13 protein-coding genes and 1 pseudogene are annotated in these 15,121 nt (G+C 69.6%); 9 read left to right on the plus strand and 5 right to left on the minus strand.

Features of this window, described 5'->3' with window-relative positions; genetic code table 11:
* The coding region (gatB, locus tag DJ70_RS14640; RefSeq protein WP_094534270.1) for an Asp-tRNA(Asn)/Glu-tRNA(Gln) amidotransferase subunit GatB at window positions 1-970 on the minus strand (970 nt) is incomplete at its 3' end.
* Between the two features lie 164 nt (window positions 971-1,134).
* On the opposite strand from gatB, the gene DJ70_RS14645 reads away from it, so the two are divergent.
* The 6 genes from DJ70_RS14645 (at window position 1,135) to mtnP (ending at window position 6,177) form a co-directional block, all read left to right on the plus strand.
* Window positions 1,135-1,830: a phosphoribosyltransferase gene (locus DJ70_RS14645; protein ID WP_094534272.1), complete on the plus strand. Its 696-nt coding sequence runs from the start codon at window positions 1,135-1,137 to the stop codon at window positions 1,828-1,830.
* A gap of 3 nt (window positions 1,831-1,833) precedes the next feature.
* Window positions 1,834-2,517, plus strand: coding sequence for an HD domain-containing protein (locus tag DJ70_RS14650; protein WP_094534273.1), 684 nt, complete (start codon window positions 1,834-1,836; stop codon window positions 2,515-2,517).
* A 51-nt stretch (window positions 2,518-2,568) separates the two neighbouring features.
* Window positions 2,569-3,966, plus strand: coding sequence for an FAD-dependent oxidoreductase (locus tag DJ70_RS14655; protein WP_094534275.1), 1,398 nt, complete (start codon window positions 2,569-2,571; stop codon window positions 3,964-3,966).
* Between the two features lie 96 nt (window positions 3,967-4,062).
* Entirely contained in the window at window positions 4,063-4,206 is a 144-nt protein-coding gene (locus DJ70_RS17530) for a hypothetical protein (RefSeq protein WP_179234072.1), read from the plus strand.
* Complete coding sequence (locus DJ70_RS14660; RefSeq protein ID WP_094534277.1) at window positions 4,206-5,201, plus strand: YeiH family protein; 996 nt, start codon at window positions 4,206-4,208, stop codon at window positions 5,199-5,201. Before DJ70_RS17530 ends, DJ70_RS14660 begins: the two co-directional genes overlap by 1 nt.
* Before the next feature lie 97 nt (window positions 5,202-5,298).
* Window positions 5,299-6,177, plus strand: coding sequence for an S-methyl-5'-thioadenosine phosphorylase (gene mtnP, locus DJ70_RS14665; RefSeq protein ID WP_094534279.1), 879 nt, complete (start codon window positions 5,299-5,301; stop codon window positions 6,175-6,177).
* A 93-nt stretch (window positions 6,178-6,270) separates the two neighbouring features.
* Here the strand turns inward: mtnP and DJ70_RS14670 are convergent.
* From DJ70_RS14670 to DJ70_RS14685, 4 genes and pseudogenes are all read right to left on the minus strand, one after another.
* Window positions 6,271-7,514 (minus strand): annotated as a pseudogene (locus DJ70_RS14670) (glycosyltransferase).
* Between the two features lie 82 nt (window positions 7,515-7,596).
* Window positions 7,597-8,595 (minus strand): segregation and condensation protein A, encoded by a 999-nt coding sequence (locus DJ70_RS14675; protein WP_094534281.1) that lies wholly within the window; start codon window positions 8,593-8,595, stop codon window positions 7,597-7,599.
* Window positions 8,588-12,175, minus strand: a complete 3,588-nt coding sequence (smc, locus tag DJ70_RS14680) for a chromosome segregation protein SMC (protein ID WP_094534283.1) — start codon at window positions 12,173-12,175, stop codon at window positions 8,588-8,590. Before smc ends, DJ70_RS14675 begins: the two co-directional genes overlap by 8 nt.
* 20 nt (window positions 12,176-12,195) lie before the next feature.
* The gene (locus tag DJ70_RS14685) at window positions 12,196-12,651 is read right to left on the minus strand and encodes a DUF7518 family protein (protein ID WP_094534285.1); all 456 of its coding nucleotides are present in this window, start codon (window positions 12,649-12,651) and stop codon (window positions 12,196-12,198) included.
* Between the two features lie 246 nt (window positions 12,652-12,897).
* Between DJ70_RS14685 and DJ70_RS14690 the strand changes: the two genes are divergently transcribed.
* From DJ70_RS14690 to ftsZ, 3 genes are all read left to right on the plus strand, one after another.
* Complete coding sequence (locus tag DJ70_RS14690; RefSeq protein ID WP_094534287.1) at window positions 12,898-13,476, plus strand: double zinc ribbon domain-containing protein; 579 nt, start codon at window positions 12,898-12,900, stop codon at window positions 13,474-13,476.
* 219 nt (window positions 13,477-13,695) lie between these two features.
* The gene (locus tag DJ70_RS14695) at window positions 13,696-13,875 is read left to right on the plus strand and encodes a ribbon-helix-helix domain-containing protein (protein ID WP_066411425.1); all 180 of its coding nucleotides are present in this window, start codon (window positions 13,696-13,698) and stop codon (window positions 13,873-13,875) included.
* 4 nt (window positions 13,876-13,879) lie between these two features.
* Window positions 13,880-15,088 carry a cell division protein FtsZ gene (gene ftsZ, locus DJ70_RS14700; RefSeq protein ID WP_094534289.1) on the plus strand — a complete coding sequence of 403 codons (1,209 nt, stop codon included), beginning with the start codon at window positions 13,880-13,882 and terminating at the stop codon, window positions 15,086-15,088.
* Window positions 15,089-15,121 lie beyond the last annotated feature (33 nt).

The raw sequence follows: 15,121 nt of genomic DNA on the forward strand, positions 1-15,121 counted from the left end.
GCTCGCGGCGGGCGTCGGGGAGTTCGGGGATCGGGATCGACTCCTTCCAGTCGGCCACCTCCAGCGCGGGGAGGTCCGCCTCCCGGAAGTAGCGGTAGTCCTTCTCGGCCTCCTTCGAGCGCATCGAGACGGTGACGCCGCGCGCCTCGTCCCAGTGGCGCGTCTCCTGTTCGATCTCGCGGCCGCGACGGAGGACGTTGCGCTGGCGGGTGATCTCGTAGGCGAGCGCCCGCTCCGCGCCCTTGTGGCTCGAGATGTTCTTCACCTCGGCGCGGTTGGCGTCGGCGAGGACCTCCTCGGGGACGGCGCCGTCCTCCTCCAGTTCGTCCGCGTCGACGAGCGAGACGTTGGCGTCGACGCGGAGGCTCCCGTCCCGCGTCGCGTCGAAGACGCCGAGGTACTCGAGGACCTCCTCGAGCTTCGCGAGGAACGCGCGCGTCTCGGCGGGTGACCGGAAGTCGGGCTCGGTGACGACCTCCATCAAGGGGGTCCCCGCGCGGTTGTAGTTCACGAGGGTGTGGGTCGCCGACTCGATCGAGCCGCCGGCGTGCTGGATGCTGCCCGGATCCTCCTCGAGGTGCGCGCGGGTGATCCCGATGGTGCGGCGCTCGCCGTCGACGGACACCTCCAGTTCGCCGTCGGCGCAGATCGGCGCGTCGTACTGGGTGAGCTGGAAGTTCTTCGGCAGGTCGGGGTAGTAGTAGTTCTTCCGGTGGAACGTGGTCGTCTCGGGGATGTCGGCGTCGAGCGCCTTCCCGATCTTCACCGCGCTCTCGACGGCGGCCTCGTTGAGGACCGGCAGCGCGCCCGGCAGCCCGAGACAGGTCGGGCAGGTGCGCGTGTTCGGCTCCTCGTCGTCGGCCGGCTCCGTCGAACAGCCACAGAAGACCTTGGTGTCGGTCTCGAGCTGGACGTGGACCTCCAGCCCGATCACGACCGCCCGCTCCTCGGTTGCGGCCCGTGTGCTCATTAGCGGGTCGTTGCGGGCGGGCCACCTAAATCGTGTCGGCACGGGCGGACGCGAGGGTTCGGCGGGATCGAGGGTTCTGCGGGAGCGAGACGTCGGGGTCGGCCGCGGCCGACCCCGGCGACGGTTCCGCAAACCCTTATGCTCGCGCGGGCGACTCCCGAGGTATGGGCGAGCTCCCGGACGACTTCGACTGTACCGTGACCAACTGGGAGTACATCTACGGGCTCTGTCGGAACGTCTCGAACGCGGTGAAGCGAGCCGACTTCGAGCCGGACGTCGTCGTCGCGCTCGCCCGAGGGGGCTGGTTCGCCGGCCGCTGTATCTGTGACTTCCTCGGACTCGACGACCTCACGAGCCTCAAGATGGAACACTACGTCGGCGCGGCCGACAAGTCGGACGAGCCGCAGATCCGCTACCCGATGCCGGAGGGCAGCGTCGAGGACAAGGACGTGTTGATCATCGACGACATCGCCGACACCGGCGGGTCGATCCGCCGCGCCGAGGAGTATGTCGAGGAGCGCGACGCCGGCACGGTCCGCACCGCGACGCTCCAGCTTCTCGGCACCTCCGAGTTCGACCCCGACTTCGTCGGCGAGCGGCTCGAGACGTGGACGTGGGTCGTCTACCCGTGGAACTTCATCGAGGACATGATCGACATCATCGCGGGCGCGATGGAGCGCGCCGACGCGACGACGTTCGACCGGGAGGCGGTCCGACACCATCTCGAGGCCGACCACGGGGTCGGCCGGATCGAGATGGAGGTCGCCCAACCCGGCCGGCTCGACGAGGTGCTCGCGGAGATGGAGCGCCGAGAGGTGATCGAGACGGTCGGCGAGGAGACCTGGACGCTCGCGGAGTGATCGATGGACGCGACCGACGACGGCGGCGACGCTCCCGACCCTGACGCCCTCGACGTCCTCCTCGACGCGTACGCGCTGAAAGACGAGGGGCGGACCGGCTGGCAGCTCCGCGGCGTCGACGACCCGGAGTCGGTCGCCGCACACTCCTGGGGCGTGGCGTATCTCGTATTGGCGCTCGGCGACCGCTTTCGCGACGACCTGCCCGGCGTCGACCTCGACCGGGCGCTCCGGCTCGCCGTCGTCCACGACGTCGCCGAGGCGGAGACGGGCGACGTGGCGACGCGGGCGGACTCGACGGCGGACCGGGTCGACCGCGAGGAGAAGGCGGCGACCGAGCGCGCCGCGATGGCCGACCTCGCCGGGCCGCTCCCCGACCGCGTCCGCGAGGCGTGGGAGGCGTACGAGGCGCGCGAGACGCCGGAGGCGGTGCTCGTCAAGGAGTGTGACCTCCTCGACACCTGCCTCCAGGCGATCGTCTACGAGCGCGACGGCCGGTACGACCCCGCGGACGGCGAGCCGGACGCGTTCGCGGAGTACGACGCCCTCGAGGAGTTCTTCGCGACGACGGCGCCGCGACTGCGGACGGCGACCGGCCGGACGCTGTTCGAACGGCTCAGGGAGCGATACCGGACGGTTCGGCGTCGCTCCGACGGGTCGGGCCCGGACGGTCCCCCCGGAGCGGAATAGCAAGTCAGTTAACGTCGAACCCGGTACTCTCCGTGAGACGGAGCCTCACGCATGTCCGACCACACCGACCTCATCGTCATCGGCGGGGGAATAAGCGGTGCATCGCTTCTGTACACGGTCTCGAAGTTCACCGACGTCGAGGACGTCACGCTGATCGAGAAGGAGCCCGAGATCGCGGCGGTGAACTCCCACCACACGAACAACTCCCAGACGCTCCACTTCGGCGACATCGAGACGAACTACACGCTCGAGAAGGCCGAGGAGGTCAAGGAGGGCGCGGAGCTGCTCGCCGGGTACCTCGAGAACGTCGACCCCGACCGCGAGATGCACAGCAAGCGCAGCAAGATGGTGCTCGCGGTCGGGAGCGAGGAGGTCGCGGAGCTCGAGGCCCGCTACCACGACGAGGGGTTCGGCGAGCTCTTCCCCAAGCTCGAGCCGATCGGCCGCGAGGAGATCGCGGAGATCGAGCCGAAGGTCGTCGAGGGGCGCGACCCCGACACCGAGCTCATGGCGCTCCAGACGCCCGACGGCTACGTCCTCGATTACGGCATGATCGCGGAGTCGTTCGTGGAGGCCGCCCGCGCCGAGGAGGGCGTCTCGGTCCACCTCGGAACCACGGTGACGACCGTCGACGAGGGCGGCGACGGCTTCACGGTCGAGACCGACGACGGCGACTTCGCGGCCGACGCGGTCGCCGTCGCCGCCGGGTCACACAGCCTCCAGTTCGCCCAGGAGATGGGGTACGGCGAGGACATGTCGCTGCTTCCCGTCGCGGGGAGCTTCTTCCTCGCCGACGACCTGCTGAACGGGAAGGTGTACACCCTCCAGATGAAGAAGCTGCCCTTCGCGGCGGTCCACGGCGACGCCGACGTCCACGACGGGAGCGTCACGCGCTTCGGCCCGACCGCGAAGCTCGTCCCGGCGCTCGAGCGCGGGGAGCTCTCGACGGTGGGTGACTTCGCCGACGTCTTCGGCTTCACCCCGTCCTCGTTCCTGAGCTACGCGAACATCCTCGCCGATAAGATCCTGTTCCCGTACGTGGTCCGGAACCTGGTGTACGACCTGCCGGTCGTGGGGAAACGGCAGTTCCTCCCGCACGTCCGGAAGGTCGTCCCGAGCGTCGACGTCGAGGACATCGACCGCGCGAAGGGGTACGGCGGGGTCCGCCCGCAGATCGTCGACACCGACGCCAAGACGCTCGACATGGGCGAAGCGAAGATCCACGGCGACGGGATCCTGTTCAACATCACGCCCTCGCCGGGGGCGTCGACGGCGCTGAAGAACGCGATGGTCGACACGCGAACCGTCCTCGAGTTCCTCGATACGGACTACTCCTTCGACGAGGAGGCCTTCCGCGCGGAGACGATCGACAACTTCCCGCGGCTCGACGAGGGGGCCGACGCGGCCGCCTCGGGCGAGGGTTCGACCGCCGTCGAGGCGGACGACTGAACGGGACCGCCCGACCGAGTTCGTCGCGGAGCGATCTCCCGGCGAACGCGTCGCGGAGCGACACGCGTAAGGCACCGCCGCGTGGATCCGGGTCACATGACCGACGATGACGACGCGGAGCGAGACGCCGTCGCCGGCACCCGTCTCGCCCGTCGCTGGCGGGCTCTCGACCGCGGCTGGCAGGCGCTGTGTCTGGGGCTCGCGATCGTTTTCGTCCATCTCGTGATCTATCCGGTCTAATGACGATCCTCGACGACCTTCGGCCGTACGTTCCCGGACTGGCGCTGCTCGGCGGCGGCGCGCTGTTCGCGACGCTGCTCGGCGGGGCGGTGTCGGGGCTCCAGCCGCTCGTCGTCGCGGTCGCCGCCGGCGTCGTCGCCGCGAACACCGTCGGCACGCCGGCCGCCGCCGAACCGGGCGTCGCCCTCCACAAGCTCGCCCTGGAGACCGGGATCGTCCTGCTCGGCGCGGCGATCGCGATCGAGGAGCTGGCCGCGGCCGGGCCCACGGTCCTCGGCCTCGTGGTCGTCGCCGTCGCCGGCGGACTCCTGCTCTCGGAGGCGGTCGCGCGCGGCCTCTTCCGGATCGGGGGAACGACCCCGTCGCTTCTGGCGGCCGGCGCGAGCGTCTGCGGCGTCTCCGCCGTCGTCGCCGTCGGCCGGGTGCTCGAGGCGCGCGGGGCGGCGCTCACCTTCGCGGCCGCGACGGTGCTCCTCTTCGACGCGGTCACGCTCGTGGCGTTTCCCCTCGCGGGCGAGTGGCTCGGGCTCACCGCCCGCCAGTTCGGCGTGTGGGCGGGGGTGAGCATGTTCTCCACCGGGCCGGTCGCGGCCGCGGGGTTCGCCCACTCGACCGAGGCGGGCCAGTGGGCGACGGTGACGAAGCTCGCGCGCAACTCGCTTCTGGGCGGCGTCGCCGTCGCCTACTCGGTCGCGTACGCGGCGCGCTCCGCGACGGACCCGGAGGCCCGCGAGCTGTGGGCGGAGTTCCCGAAGTTCCTGCTCGGCTTCCTGCTCGTCGCCGCGATCGCCAACGGCGGGCTGCTCTCGTCCGCCGCGATCGACTCGATCACCGCCGTCTCCGACGGGCTCTTTCTCGTCGCGTTCGTCGGGCTCGGGCTGTCGATCCGGGTCCGCGAGCTCCGGTCGGTCGGCCTCGCGCCGGTCGGCGTCGTCCTCGTCCACCTGCTCGTCGTGAGCGCGCTGGCGCTCGTGGCGGTGCGGACGCTCCTCTGAGCGGCACGGCCGCGGACCGTGGGTCGGTGGCCGGACCGCGGGCCGCGCGGTCGGTCCGTTTCAGGTCCTATAAGTGGCGAGCGGGCCGATCCCGGATATGAGCACGATCGGCTTCATCGGCGGCAGCGGGATCTACGAGGCGCTTCCCCTGAACGACGTGCGTGAGGTCGAGTACGACACGCCGTACGGCGAGCCGAGCGACGCGGTCACGATCGGCGAGTTCGCCGACACGGGCCGGGAGGTCGCGTTCCTCCCGCGGCACGGCTCGAACCACGGCGTCTCGCCCACCGACCTCCCGTACCGCGCGAACATGTACGCCCTGAAGCGGGCGGGCGTGACCCACGTCTTCGCGTCGAACGCGGTCGGCAGCCTCAAGGAGGAACTCGAGCCCGGCACGCTCGTCGTCCCCGACCAGATCTACGACCGGACCAAGCGACGCGACCTCTCCTTTTACGGCGACGGCGTCGTCGTCCACCAGCCGTTCGCGGACCCGTACAGCCCCGAACTCGTCGACCACCTGACCGCGGCCGCCGAGTCGGCCGTCGGCGGCGACGGCGACGACGCCCCGCCCGTCGTGAAGGGCGGCACCTACGTCTGTATCGAGGGGCCGCAGTACTCCACGCGCGCGGAGTCGGAGTTCTACAAGAGCCAAGGCTGGGACCTCGTCGGCATGACCGCGATCCCGGAGGCGAAGCTGGCCCGCGAGGCCGAGATCGCGTACGCGACGATCGCGGGCGTCACCGACTACGACGTCTGGAAGGCGGACAGCGAGGTGACGCTCGAGGAGGTGCTCGAGAACGCCGAGCGGAACCAGGCGGCGATCAAGGCCGCCGTCGAGGAGGCGGTCCGGACGCTCCCGGAGGACCACACGTGCGAGGCACACACCGCGCTCGAGGGCACGGTCAACACGCCGACGGAGGCGATCCCCGAGGCGACCAGAGACCGCGTCGAGCCGCTGCTCGGCGAGTACCTGTAACCCGTCCACGCGACACCCTCCGGTCGGCACGCGGTGCGGTGCCGTGCGGTCGGCGACGGGAGCGTGCGTCGCCGGGGCTGACGTCCCTCCCGGTCAGTCGTCGAACACGTTGAACGTGAACTCCTCGTCGGAGTCGCGGGTCAGCCGCTCGGCGCCGTCGTGGCCGCTCAACGCGCCCTCGTCCATCGTCTCGTGGACGGACTCGACCGTCTCGGGCGTCACCTTCTCCGTCACCTCGAACGTCGTCACCGGGGAGACGAGCCCCCACAGCGCGCCGACCGAGTGCGCGAGGAAGGCGACGGGCGTCAAGAGGAGATACAGCGGCCACGTGAGCGGGTGTTTGTCGTACGCCGCCGCGCCGACGAGCGTGTAGACGAAGAGGACCCCGAACAGCGCGATCGACGCCGTCCGGTACCACTCCATCCCCGGCGCCGTGCCGGGGAAGACGGCGGCGGCGAACACGAGAACCGGGACCAGCGGGGAGAGCGACCACGCGATGACTCGGGTGTAGTAGACGGGGCGGTACCTGAGCGGGAGCAACCCGCCGTCCGCGCGCGTGCCCGAGATCCACCGGCGGCGCTGCTTGGCCATCGCCCGCAGCGACGGGGCGCCTGGTTGCGGAACCGCACGTCGAGCACGGCGAAGGAGACGCCCACCTCGTCCGCGGCCCGCCAGATGAAGTTCGTGTCCTCGGTGATCGTCGCGGCGTCCCACGTGATCGACTGCTCGAGCGAGCGGCGGACCGCCACGCCGCCGCCCCACGCGTACAGCGGGTAGCGAAGCCGGTGGAACGCGAACTGCTCGTACTGGTAGCCGACGCGGAAGATCTCGCTCAGGTACGCGATCCGCGAGCCCGTGTACAGCGGCTTCTCCGTGAACTGGACCACGTCGGCGTCGGGCAGCCCCTCGAAGCCGGCCATGATCGTGTCCTCGTCGAGGTAGAGCACGTACTCGCGCTCGCAGGGGACGTTCCGGCGCGCCCACTCGACCGCCCGTCCCTTGTTCGTCGCCACACACTCGAACTCCTCGGGGACGACGTGGACCGCGGCGCCGTCGACGTCGATCGGCGCCTCGGCGATCACCCGCACGTCGTCGAGCCCGTCCGGGACCGCGTTCACGTTCGCCTGGACCACCGGCTCCGCGTCGATCGTCAGTATCCGGACCTGGACGTCCTCGTACCCCCACGCCACCTCCTCGGGGTCGACGCGGCCGCCTCGGGCGAGTACCGTCGCCTCGAGGATCCACCAGACCGCCGACAGCCCGTACAACGCCAGGGCGATCCACAGCGCGACGACCACGGCGGCGAGCGCGGGATCGGTCGCGACGAACTCCCTCACGACGTCACCTGTATTCGGGTCGATAATGAGCGTGTCGGCGGGAACCCGCGATCGGGCCGACGGGATCCGGGGCGACGCCGGTTCAGTCCGCGAGCGCCTCGCTCTCGCCCGCGGCCGCCGCGGGGTCGCCGATCCAGAGGTCGCCGAACAGGTCGTCCTGGCGGAGTCGGACGCTTCCCCGGTGGGCCATGAACAACAGCGCGAGGAACGTCATGAACGGCCGGCCGCCCGCCGACTCCACCTCGGCGAACAACACCTCCGCGCGCCCGCCCTCGAAGTGCGGGCGGAGGGCGGCCTCCACCTCCCCTATCACCTCCTCGATGTCCTCGTCGTGGGTGCGGTCGGTCGCCTCCCCGGCGGTCGGCTCGCCGTCACGGCGGAACTCGTCGCCGGCGTGGTAATCCAGCGTCTGGGTCCCCCGGCCGTAGCCGCTCGGCGACTCCGAGGTGTCGTACTCGCGGGACTCCTTCCACCAGGAGTCGCGCTCGGCCTCGCGCAGCTCGCGGACCAGCTCGTCGAGCGTCTCCGGCGACCCGCGGGTGTTCTTGCGGTCGAGCCGGCGGTCCATCTCCGCCTCCAGCCGATCGACGGGGTCGAACTCCGGGTCCGCGGGGTCGGCGGCGCCGCCCTGCATCGCCAGCTCCCACGGCTCCGGCTCCTCCCCGTCGTCCTCGTCGTCCTCGGCGAGCATTCCGTCGCTCTTCATCCGCAGCAGGACGCTCGCGTAGAACAGCGCGCGGCCCGTCGTCCGGAGGTCCGTCTCGTCGAGCCTCTCGAGGAAGGCGTCGGTCACCCGGACGATGTCGATGTCCCACGGCTCGATCTCGCCCTCCTCCGCGAGCTGGACGAGCAGCTCGACGGGTTCGACCTCGTCCTCGTCCTCGTCCGTGTCGGCGGAGGCCGCGGAAGCGACGTCGGCGGCCGCGGCGGAACCGGCGTCGGCCGCACCGTCGGCCGAGGGGACGTCGCCCTCGTCGCCCTCGTCGCCGAACGTCGGCGTCGCGCCGTCGCGGTCGCTCGTCAGGTCCAGATCGGGGACGCCGCCGCCCGCCCCGGCGTCGGCCGAGCCGTCGTCAGTCATCCGCGCTCACCTCCGTCTCCTCGTCGCCGTCCCCGCCGAACCGCATCCCGGTCACGGCGGAGAGGTTGTCGCCCTGCATCGTGACGCCGATGGCGCGGTCCGAGCGCTCCAAAAGCGCCGAGCGGTGCCCGACCACGACGAACTGGGCGTCGGCGGCCAGCTCCTCTATCATCTCGCCGACCCGCTCGGCGTTGACCGCGTCGAGGAAGGCGTCGATCTCGTCGAGCGCGTAGAACGGGGCGGGGTTGTGCCGCTGGACCGCGAAGATGAAGGAGAGCGCGGTCAGCGACTTCTCCCCGCCGCTCATCGCCTCGAGCCGCTGGACCGGCTTGTCCGCCGGCTGGGCCTTCATCGTCAACCCCTCCTCGAAGGGGTCCTCGGGGTTCTCCAGGAGGAGCTCGCCGCTGCCCGCCGACAGCCGCGAGAAGATGTCCCGGAAGTGGTCGTTTATCGACTCGAACGTCTCCATGAACGTCGCCTTCTTCTCGGCCTCGTACCCCTCGATCCGCTCCGTGATCGCGTCGCGCTCCTCGGCCAGCACGTCCCGCCGCTCCTGAAGCGTCTCGAGCTCGGCTTCGACCTCCTCGTACTCGTCTATCGCGAGCATGTTGACCGGCTCCAGCGCCTCCATCTCGGCTTCCACCTCCTCGATCCGCGACTCGACCTCGTCGATGTCGGGGACCGCCTCGGGGTCGTACTCGCCGACCTGCGACTCCAGCTCGTCGATCTCCCACTCCAGGCGGTCCCGCCGGTCCGTGAGATCGGAGAGCTCGGACTCCGCGTCGGCGACGAGCGAGCGCTGCTCGTCGCGCTTCCGGGTCGCCTCCCGGATCTCCTTGCGGAGGTCCTCGCGGTCCGCCTTCAGGTCCGCGATCTCCGCCTCCAGCTCCGCTATCGACTCCCGTTTGGCCTCCAGCGTCTCCTCCTTCTCGGCGATGGTCTCCTCGTGGTCGGCGATCGCCTCCTCGGCCTCGCTCTTCCTGTTCTGGGCCTCCTCGACCGTGTCGTGGAGGTCGTCGACGGCCTCCTCGGCGTACTCCTTCTCGAGCTCCAGCTCGTTCTGCCGGGCGTCGAGGTCGTCCATCCGGTCCTCGAGGTCGGCGATCTCCTCGCGGATCCCGTCTGCCTCCTCGGAGAGCTCCGGAATCTTCGAGTCGGCGAGTTCGGCCTCGATCTCCTCGACGTCGGCCTCCAGCCGGTCGACGTCCGCGTCCAACGCGTCGATCGTCTCGTCGATCCCGTTCATCTCCTCGTCGACCGACTCCCGTTCCGCGCGGAGCTCCTCGAGCTTCGTCTCCAGCTCCTCGATCCGGGCCTCGGTCTCCGCGAGTTCCTCCTCGGCGCGTTCGACGTCACCCTCCAGCGACCGGACGCGGTCCGCGGCGTCCGCCTTCCGCTCGCGGGCGTCCTCGATGTCGGCGTCCAGCCCGTCGATCGCGGACTCCAGCTCGCGCCGCTCGTCCTCCAACTCGCCGATCGCCTCGGCGAGCCGCTCGAGCTTGCCGCCGCCGGACTTCGTGAACGCGTACCGGGAGCCGCCGCCGGATCCCCCCGTCATCGCGCCCGACTTCTCGACGAGGTCGCCGTCGAGCGTGACCATCCGGTAGTCGCCCATCAGATCGCGGGCGGTCGCCATGTCCTCGACGACGAGCGTCGAGCCGAGCACGTACGAGAATATCGACTCGTACCGCGCGTCGTACTCGACGAGGTTCCGTGCGAAGTCGACGACGCCCGGCATCGAGGGTTTTCGGGGGAGACCGCGGTCGTCCATCTTCGTGATGGGCAGGAACGTCGCTCGTCCCGCGTTCCGCCGTTTGAGGTAGTCGATACACGTCGAGCCGACGCCGTCGTCGTCGACGACGACGTTCGCGAGCCGCCCGCCGGCCGCGGTCTCACACGCCTCGGCGTACTCCGCCTCGACGGAGCCGAGCTCGCCCACCGCGCCGTGGACGCCGTCGATGCCGCCGTTCTTCACTTCGGTCACCGCCCGCGGCCAGGAGGTGTCGCCCCGCTCGCTCGCGGCGGCCTCCAGCTTCGCGTACTCGTTCTGCTTCTCGCGGAGGTCGTCCTCGACCGCCTCCAGCTCCTCCTTCCGTTCGGCCTTCTCGGCGAAGAGGTCGGCGACGACGTCCTCGATCTTCGACTCGTTCTTCTCGGCCTTGTCGAGCTCGCCGCGGAGCTCGGAGATCCGGGCTTTCAGGTCGGGGACCTCCTCGCGGGCCGCATCGAGGTCGGCGCGGGTCTCCTCGACCGCGTTCGAGCGCCGGCGGGCCTCGTCGAGCAGCCGGTCCTTCTCGCGCTGGTGGCGGTTCTTCTCCTCGCGGAGGGACTCGAGCCGCTCCTTCTTGTCGGCGAGCTCGTCCTTCAGCTCGTCGAACTCGGTGTCCGCCCCCTCGATCTCGGCTTCCACCTCCGCGAGCGCCGACCGCTTCGTCGCGAGCTCCGATTTGAGCGACGCCTTCTCGACTTTCGTCTCCCGGATCTCCGACTCGAGGTCGGCTATCGTCTCCTGTTTGCGGTCGATCTGGACGAACGCGTTCCGCCGTTCCGTCTCGGCGTCGTCGGCGCGCTCCTCGGCCGCCTCGATCTTCCCCTCGAGCCGGGAGATCTCGCCTTTGATCTCCTCGATCTCCGACCGGATGGCGATCTGTTCGTCCTCGCCTTTGGTCTCGATCTCGTGGTTGAGGTCGGCCAGGTCCTCCTCGAGGCGGGTGACCGTCCCCCGTCTGGTGTCGAGTTCGACGCGGAGCTCCTCGAGTTCCGCCTCGGCGGCCTCGATCTCCGCTTCGACCTCGGCGAACGAGTCGCGTTTGTCCTCGAGCTCCGAGGCCTTCCGGTAGCCGCGGTACTGTTCGACCTCCTCGCGGAGCGACCGGTACTCGAGAGCGGTCTCGCGTTCCTCGGAGAGCCGGTCGAGCCGATCCTCCTTCTCCTCGATCCGGAGGTCGGCCTCCCCGATGCGGTCTTTCACCGTGTCGAGCTCCTCGAAGGCGGCCTCCTTCTTCTCGTCGAACTCCGCGACGCCCGCGATCTCGTCGAGTATCCCCCGGCGCTGGTAGGGGGTCATGTTGATGATCTCGGTCACGTCGCCCTGCATGACGACGTTGTAGCCCTCCGGCGTGACGCCGGCGGCCGCGAGCAGGTCGCGAACGTCGGAGAGGTTCACGGAGCGCCCGTTGAGGTAGTAGTACGAGTAGTAGTTCTCCTCGGTCTCCTTCACCCGCCGTTTGATCGTGATCTCCGAGACGTCGCCGACGTTCTCGGAGCCGGCCGCCGAGACGACCTGCGAGCGGTCGAGCGTCCCGTCCTCGTTGGACAACACGACCGTGACGGACGCCTCCTTCGGGCCGCCGGCGCTCTCGCCGTCGTCGTGGCCGGGGTTGTAGATGAGGTCGGTGAGCTTCTTGGCTCTGATCCCGCGGGTGCGCGCCAGGCCGAGCGCGAAGAGGACCCCGTCGATGATGTTCGACTTCCCGGAGCCGTTCGGTCCAGTGACGACCGTGAAGTCCTCGTAGAAGGGGATCCTCGTGGTCCGCCCGAAGCTCTTGAACCCGTCCAGGACTACTTCTGTGATGTGCATGGCGGGATACGACGCCCGGCTTACGCGACGATGATGTCGCTGTCGTCGGACTCCCCGTCCTCGGCGTCGCCCCCGTCCGCGTCGGCGGACCCGCCGTCTCCCGCGGCCGCCTCGGGTACGGGCTCCTCGCCGTTCACGGCGGGCGAGTCGGCGGTCGCGCCCTCGGACTCGTCGCCGCCCGGTCCGTCCGCGTTCGACGGGCCGCCGGTGCGCTCGACGACCTCGACGTGGTCGTCGGAGTGCGTTCGGCGCTCCGCCCCGGCCGGGGTCGACGCGTCGGACGCGTCCGAGGGTTCCTCCGCGGACGGCGACGCCTCGGGCGCGGCGGCGTCCGTCTCCGCGTCGACCGTGACCTCCTGGGCGTCCTCGAGCTGCCGGACGCGCTCCTTCATCTCGACGAGCTCCTCGGTGAGCCCGTTGACCGCCGCCTGCAGCTCCGCGACCTGCCGTTCGAGGTCCTCGACGCGATTGCTCATGTGCTCACGTATGCCCGCGCGAAGCGTATAAACCTGTGTCAGACACACGTGTGACCACATCACACGGCGATGGATCGGAACGGGATCGAGGCCGGGTCGACGGCTCGCTCGAGCCGTCCGACGGACCGGCGAACCGGGGGCGTTCCGCGCGTCCCGAGATCCGCGGACGGCGGCGGGACGACGCCCGTCAGTCGTCCGTCGGACGCGGAGGAAGATACTTGTACCAGCCATCGCAATCGATAGCCGATGAGCAAGATCACCTTCCGGGCCGGCGACGACCTCGTCGAGCGGCTGGAAGCGTGTGAGGCCTCGAAAAGCGAGGTGATGCGCGAGGCGCTTCGGGCACATCTCGACGGCCCGACGGAGGGATCCGACGGCGGCGTGGACACGGCGCTCTCCGACCGGATCGACGACCTGATCGCCGACCGGATCGACGCGGCGTTGGACGACCGCCTGGGATCCGCGGACCGCCGGCACCGCGAAGACGCGTATACGCCGTCTACACCCGGCGAGATCAACGTAAACGTCACGCTCGACGCCCCTGGTGGGGACGACGACGACGTGCGTGTGACAGGGGAGACGGAACCGGAGACAGAGGGGGACGCGCGTAAGACACGCGCCGATCGCGCGGTGCAAACGGTCGAAAACGTCTGCGGCGGATGTGGCGAAAACGTCCCGGAAAGGCATGTATACTGCCCGAACTGTGGCGAGAAGCAGTCGCATCGTGCCTTCTGTGAGTGCGGCGACGAGGTCCGCACGGACTGGGCGTTCTGTCCCGGCTGCGGCCGTCGAACCCCCGCTGCGGACGTGTTGAACGACCGCTGATCGGCGAAAACGGGCGTTTGAGTGCTGTATACGGACGTTCACTCGTCTGTCTTACGACCGTCGTTAATTTTATAAGGGTAGCCTCGGTGACTACAATCGCGTAAGACGACCGTCTTACAGCCGGCGTCCGACGAGGGAACGTCCCCGCGGTCGGGCGGTTTCGGGCTGTAAGACGCACGGCGTGTGTCGTGGGCGTCGTCTTACCGGGGGAATACAACAATGGAGCGTGTGACACTACGGATCCCGAAACAGCAGATCGACGAGGTCGAACAGATGGTCGAGACGGGTGAGTTCCCGAACCGGAGCGAGGCGATCCGGTCGGCCGTCCGCGACATGTTGAGCGAACAGGACGGCGAGCGCGAGGAGCGCGGCCGCAACCGCAGCTGGGCCAAGGTGTAGATCGATGCAGGATCTCGTCCAGGACGCCCTCGACAACGCGGAAGCGGAGAAGCGAGAGATGGACGCCAACATGGACGACGACGAGTTCGGGGACCCCCGGATCGTCATCGTCGGTGCCGGCGGCGCCGGCAACAACACCGTCAACCGCCTATACAACATCGGCGTCGACGGCGCCGACACCGTCGCGATCAACACGGACAAACAGCACCTCAAGATGATCGAGGCCGACACCAAGATCCTCGTGGGCAAGTCGCTCACGCAGGGGCTGGGTGCCGGCGGCGACCCCAAGATGGGCGAGCGTGCGACCGAGATGGCCCAGGGGACGATCAAGGAGGTGCTCGGCGACGCCGACCTCGTCTTCGTCACGGCCGGGATGGGCGGCGGCACCGGCACGGGCGCGGCCCCCGTCGTCTCGAAGATCGCCAAAGAGCAGGGCGCGATCGTCGTCGGGATGGTCTCGACGCCGTTCAACGTCGAGCGCGCCCGCACGGTGAAAGCCGAGGAGGGGTTGGAGAGCCTCCGCAACGAGGCCGACTCGATCATCGTCCTCGACAACAACCGCCTGCTCGATTACGTCCCGAACCTGCCGATCGGCAAGGCGTTCTCCGTGATGGACCAGATCATCGCGGAGACGGTGAAGGGGATCTCCGAGACGATCACCCAGCCGAGCCTCATCAACCTGGACTACGCCGACATGTCCACCATCATGAACCAGGGCGGCGTGGCCGTCATGCTCGTCGGCGAGACCCAGGACAAGAACAAGACGCAGGAGGTGGTCAACGACGCGATGAACCATCCCCTCCTCGACGTCGACTACCGCGGCGCCTCCGGCGGGCTCGTCCACATCACGGGCGGCCCCGACCTCACGCTGAAGGAGGCCGAGGGGATCGCGAACAACATCACCGAGCGGCTGGAGGCCAGCGCCAACGTCATCTGGGGCGCTCGCATCCAGGACGAGTACAAGGGGAAGGTCCGCGTCATGGCGATCATGACGGGCGTCCAGAGCGCGCAGGTGCTCGGCCCGTCGACCCAGAAGCAGGCCGACAAGTCCCGCGCGGCGGTCGACACCGACGACCTCGGCGACTCCCGGTCGCGGGCGGCCGAGGCGACGAACGGCGTTCAGGGATCCGGCGGCTCCGAGCGTGCCGCCTGGGAGTCCGACGGCGGCACCGAGCCCGTGGAGAAGAACAACGGCCTCGACGTCATCCGCTGAGGCGGCACTCCCGGAACGGTCCGTTCACCGCGT

Source organism: Halorubrum halodurans, assembly GCF_002252985.1.
Taxonomy (GTDB): Archaea; Halobacteriota; Halobacteria; order Halobacteriales; family Haloferacaceae; genus Halorubrum; species Halorubrum halodurans.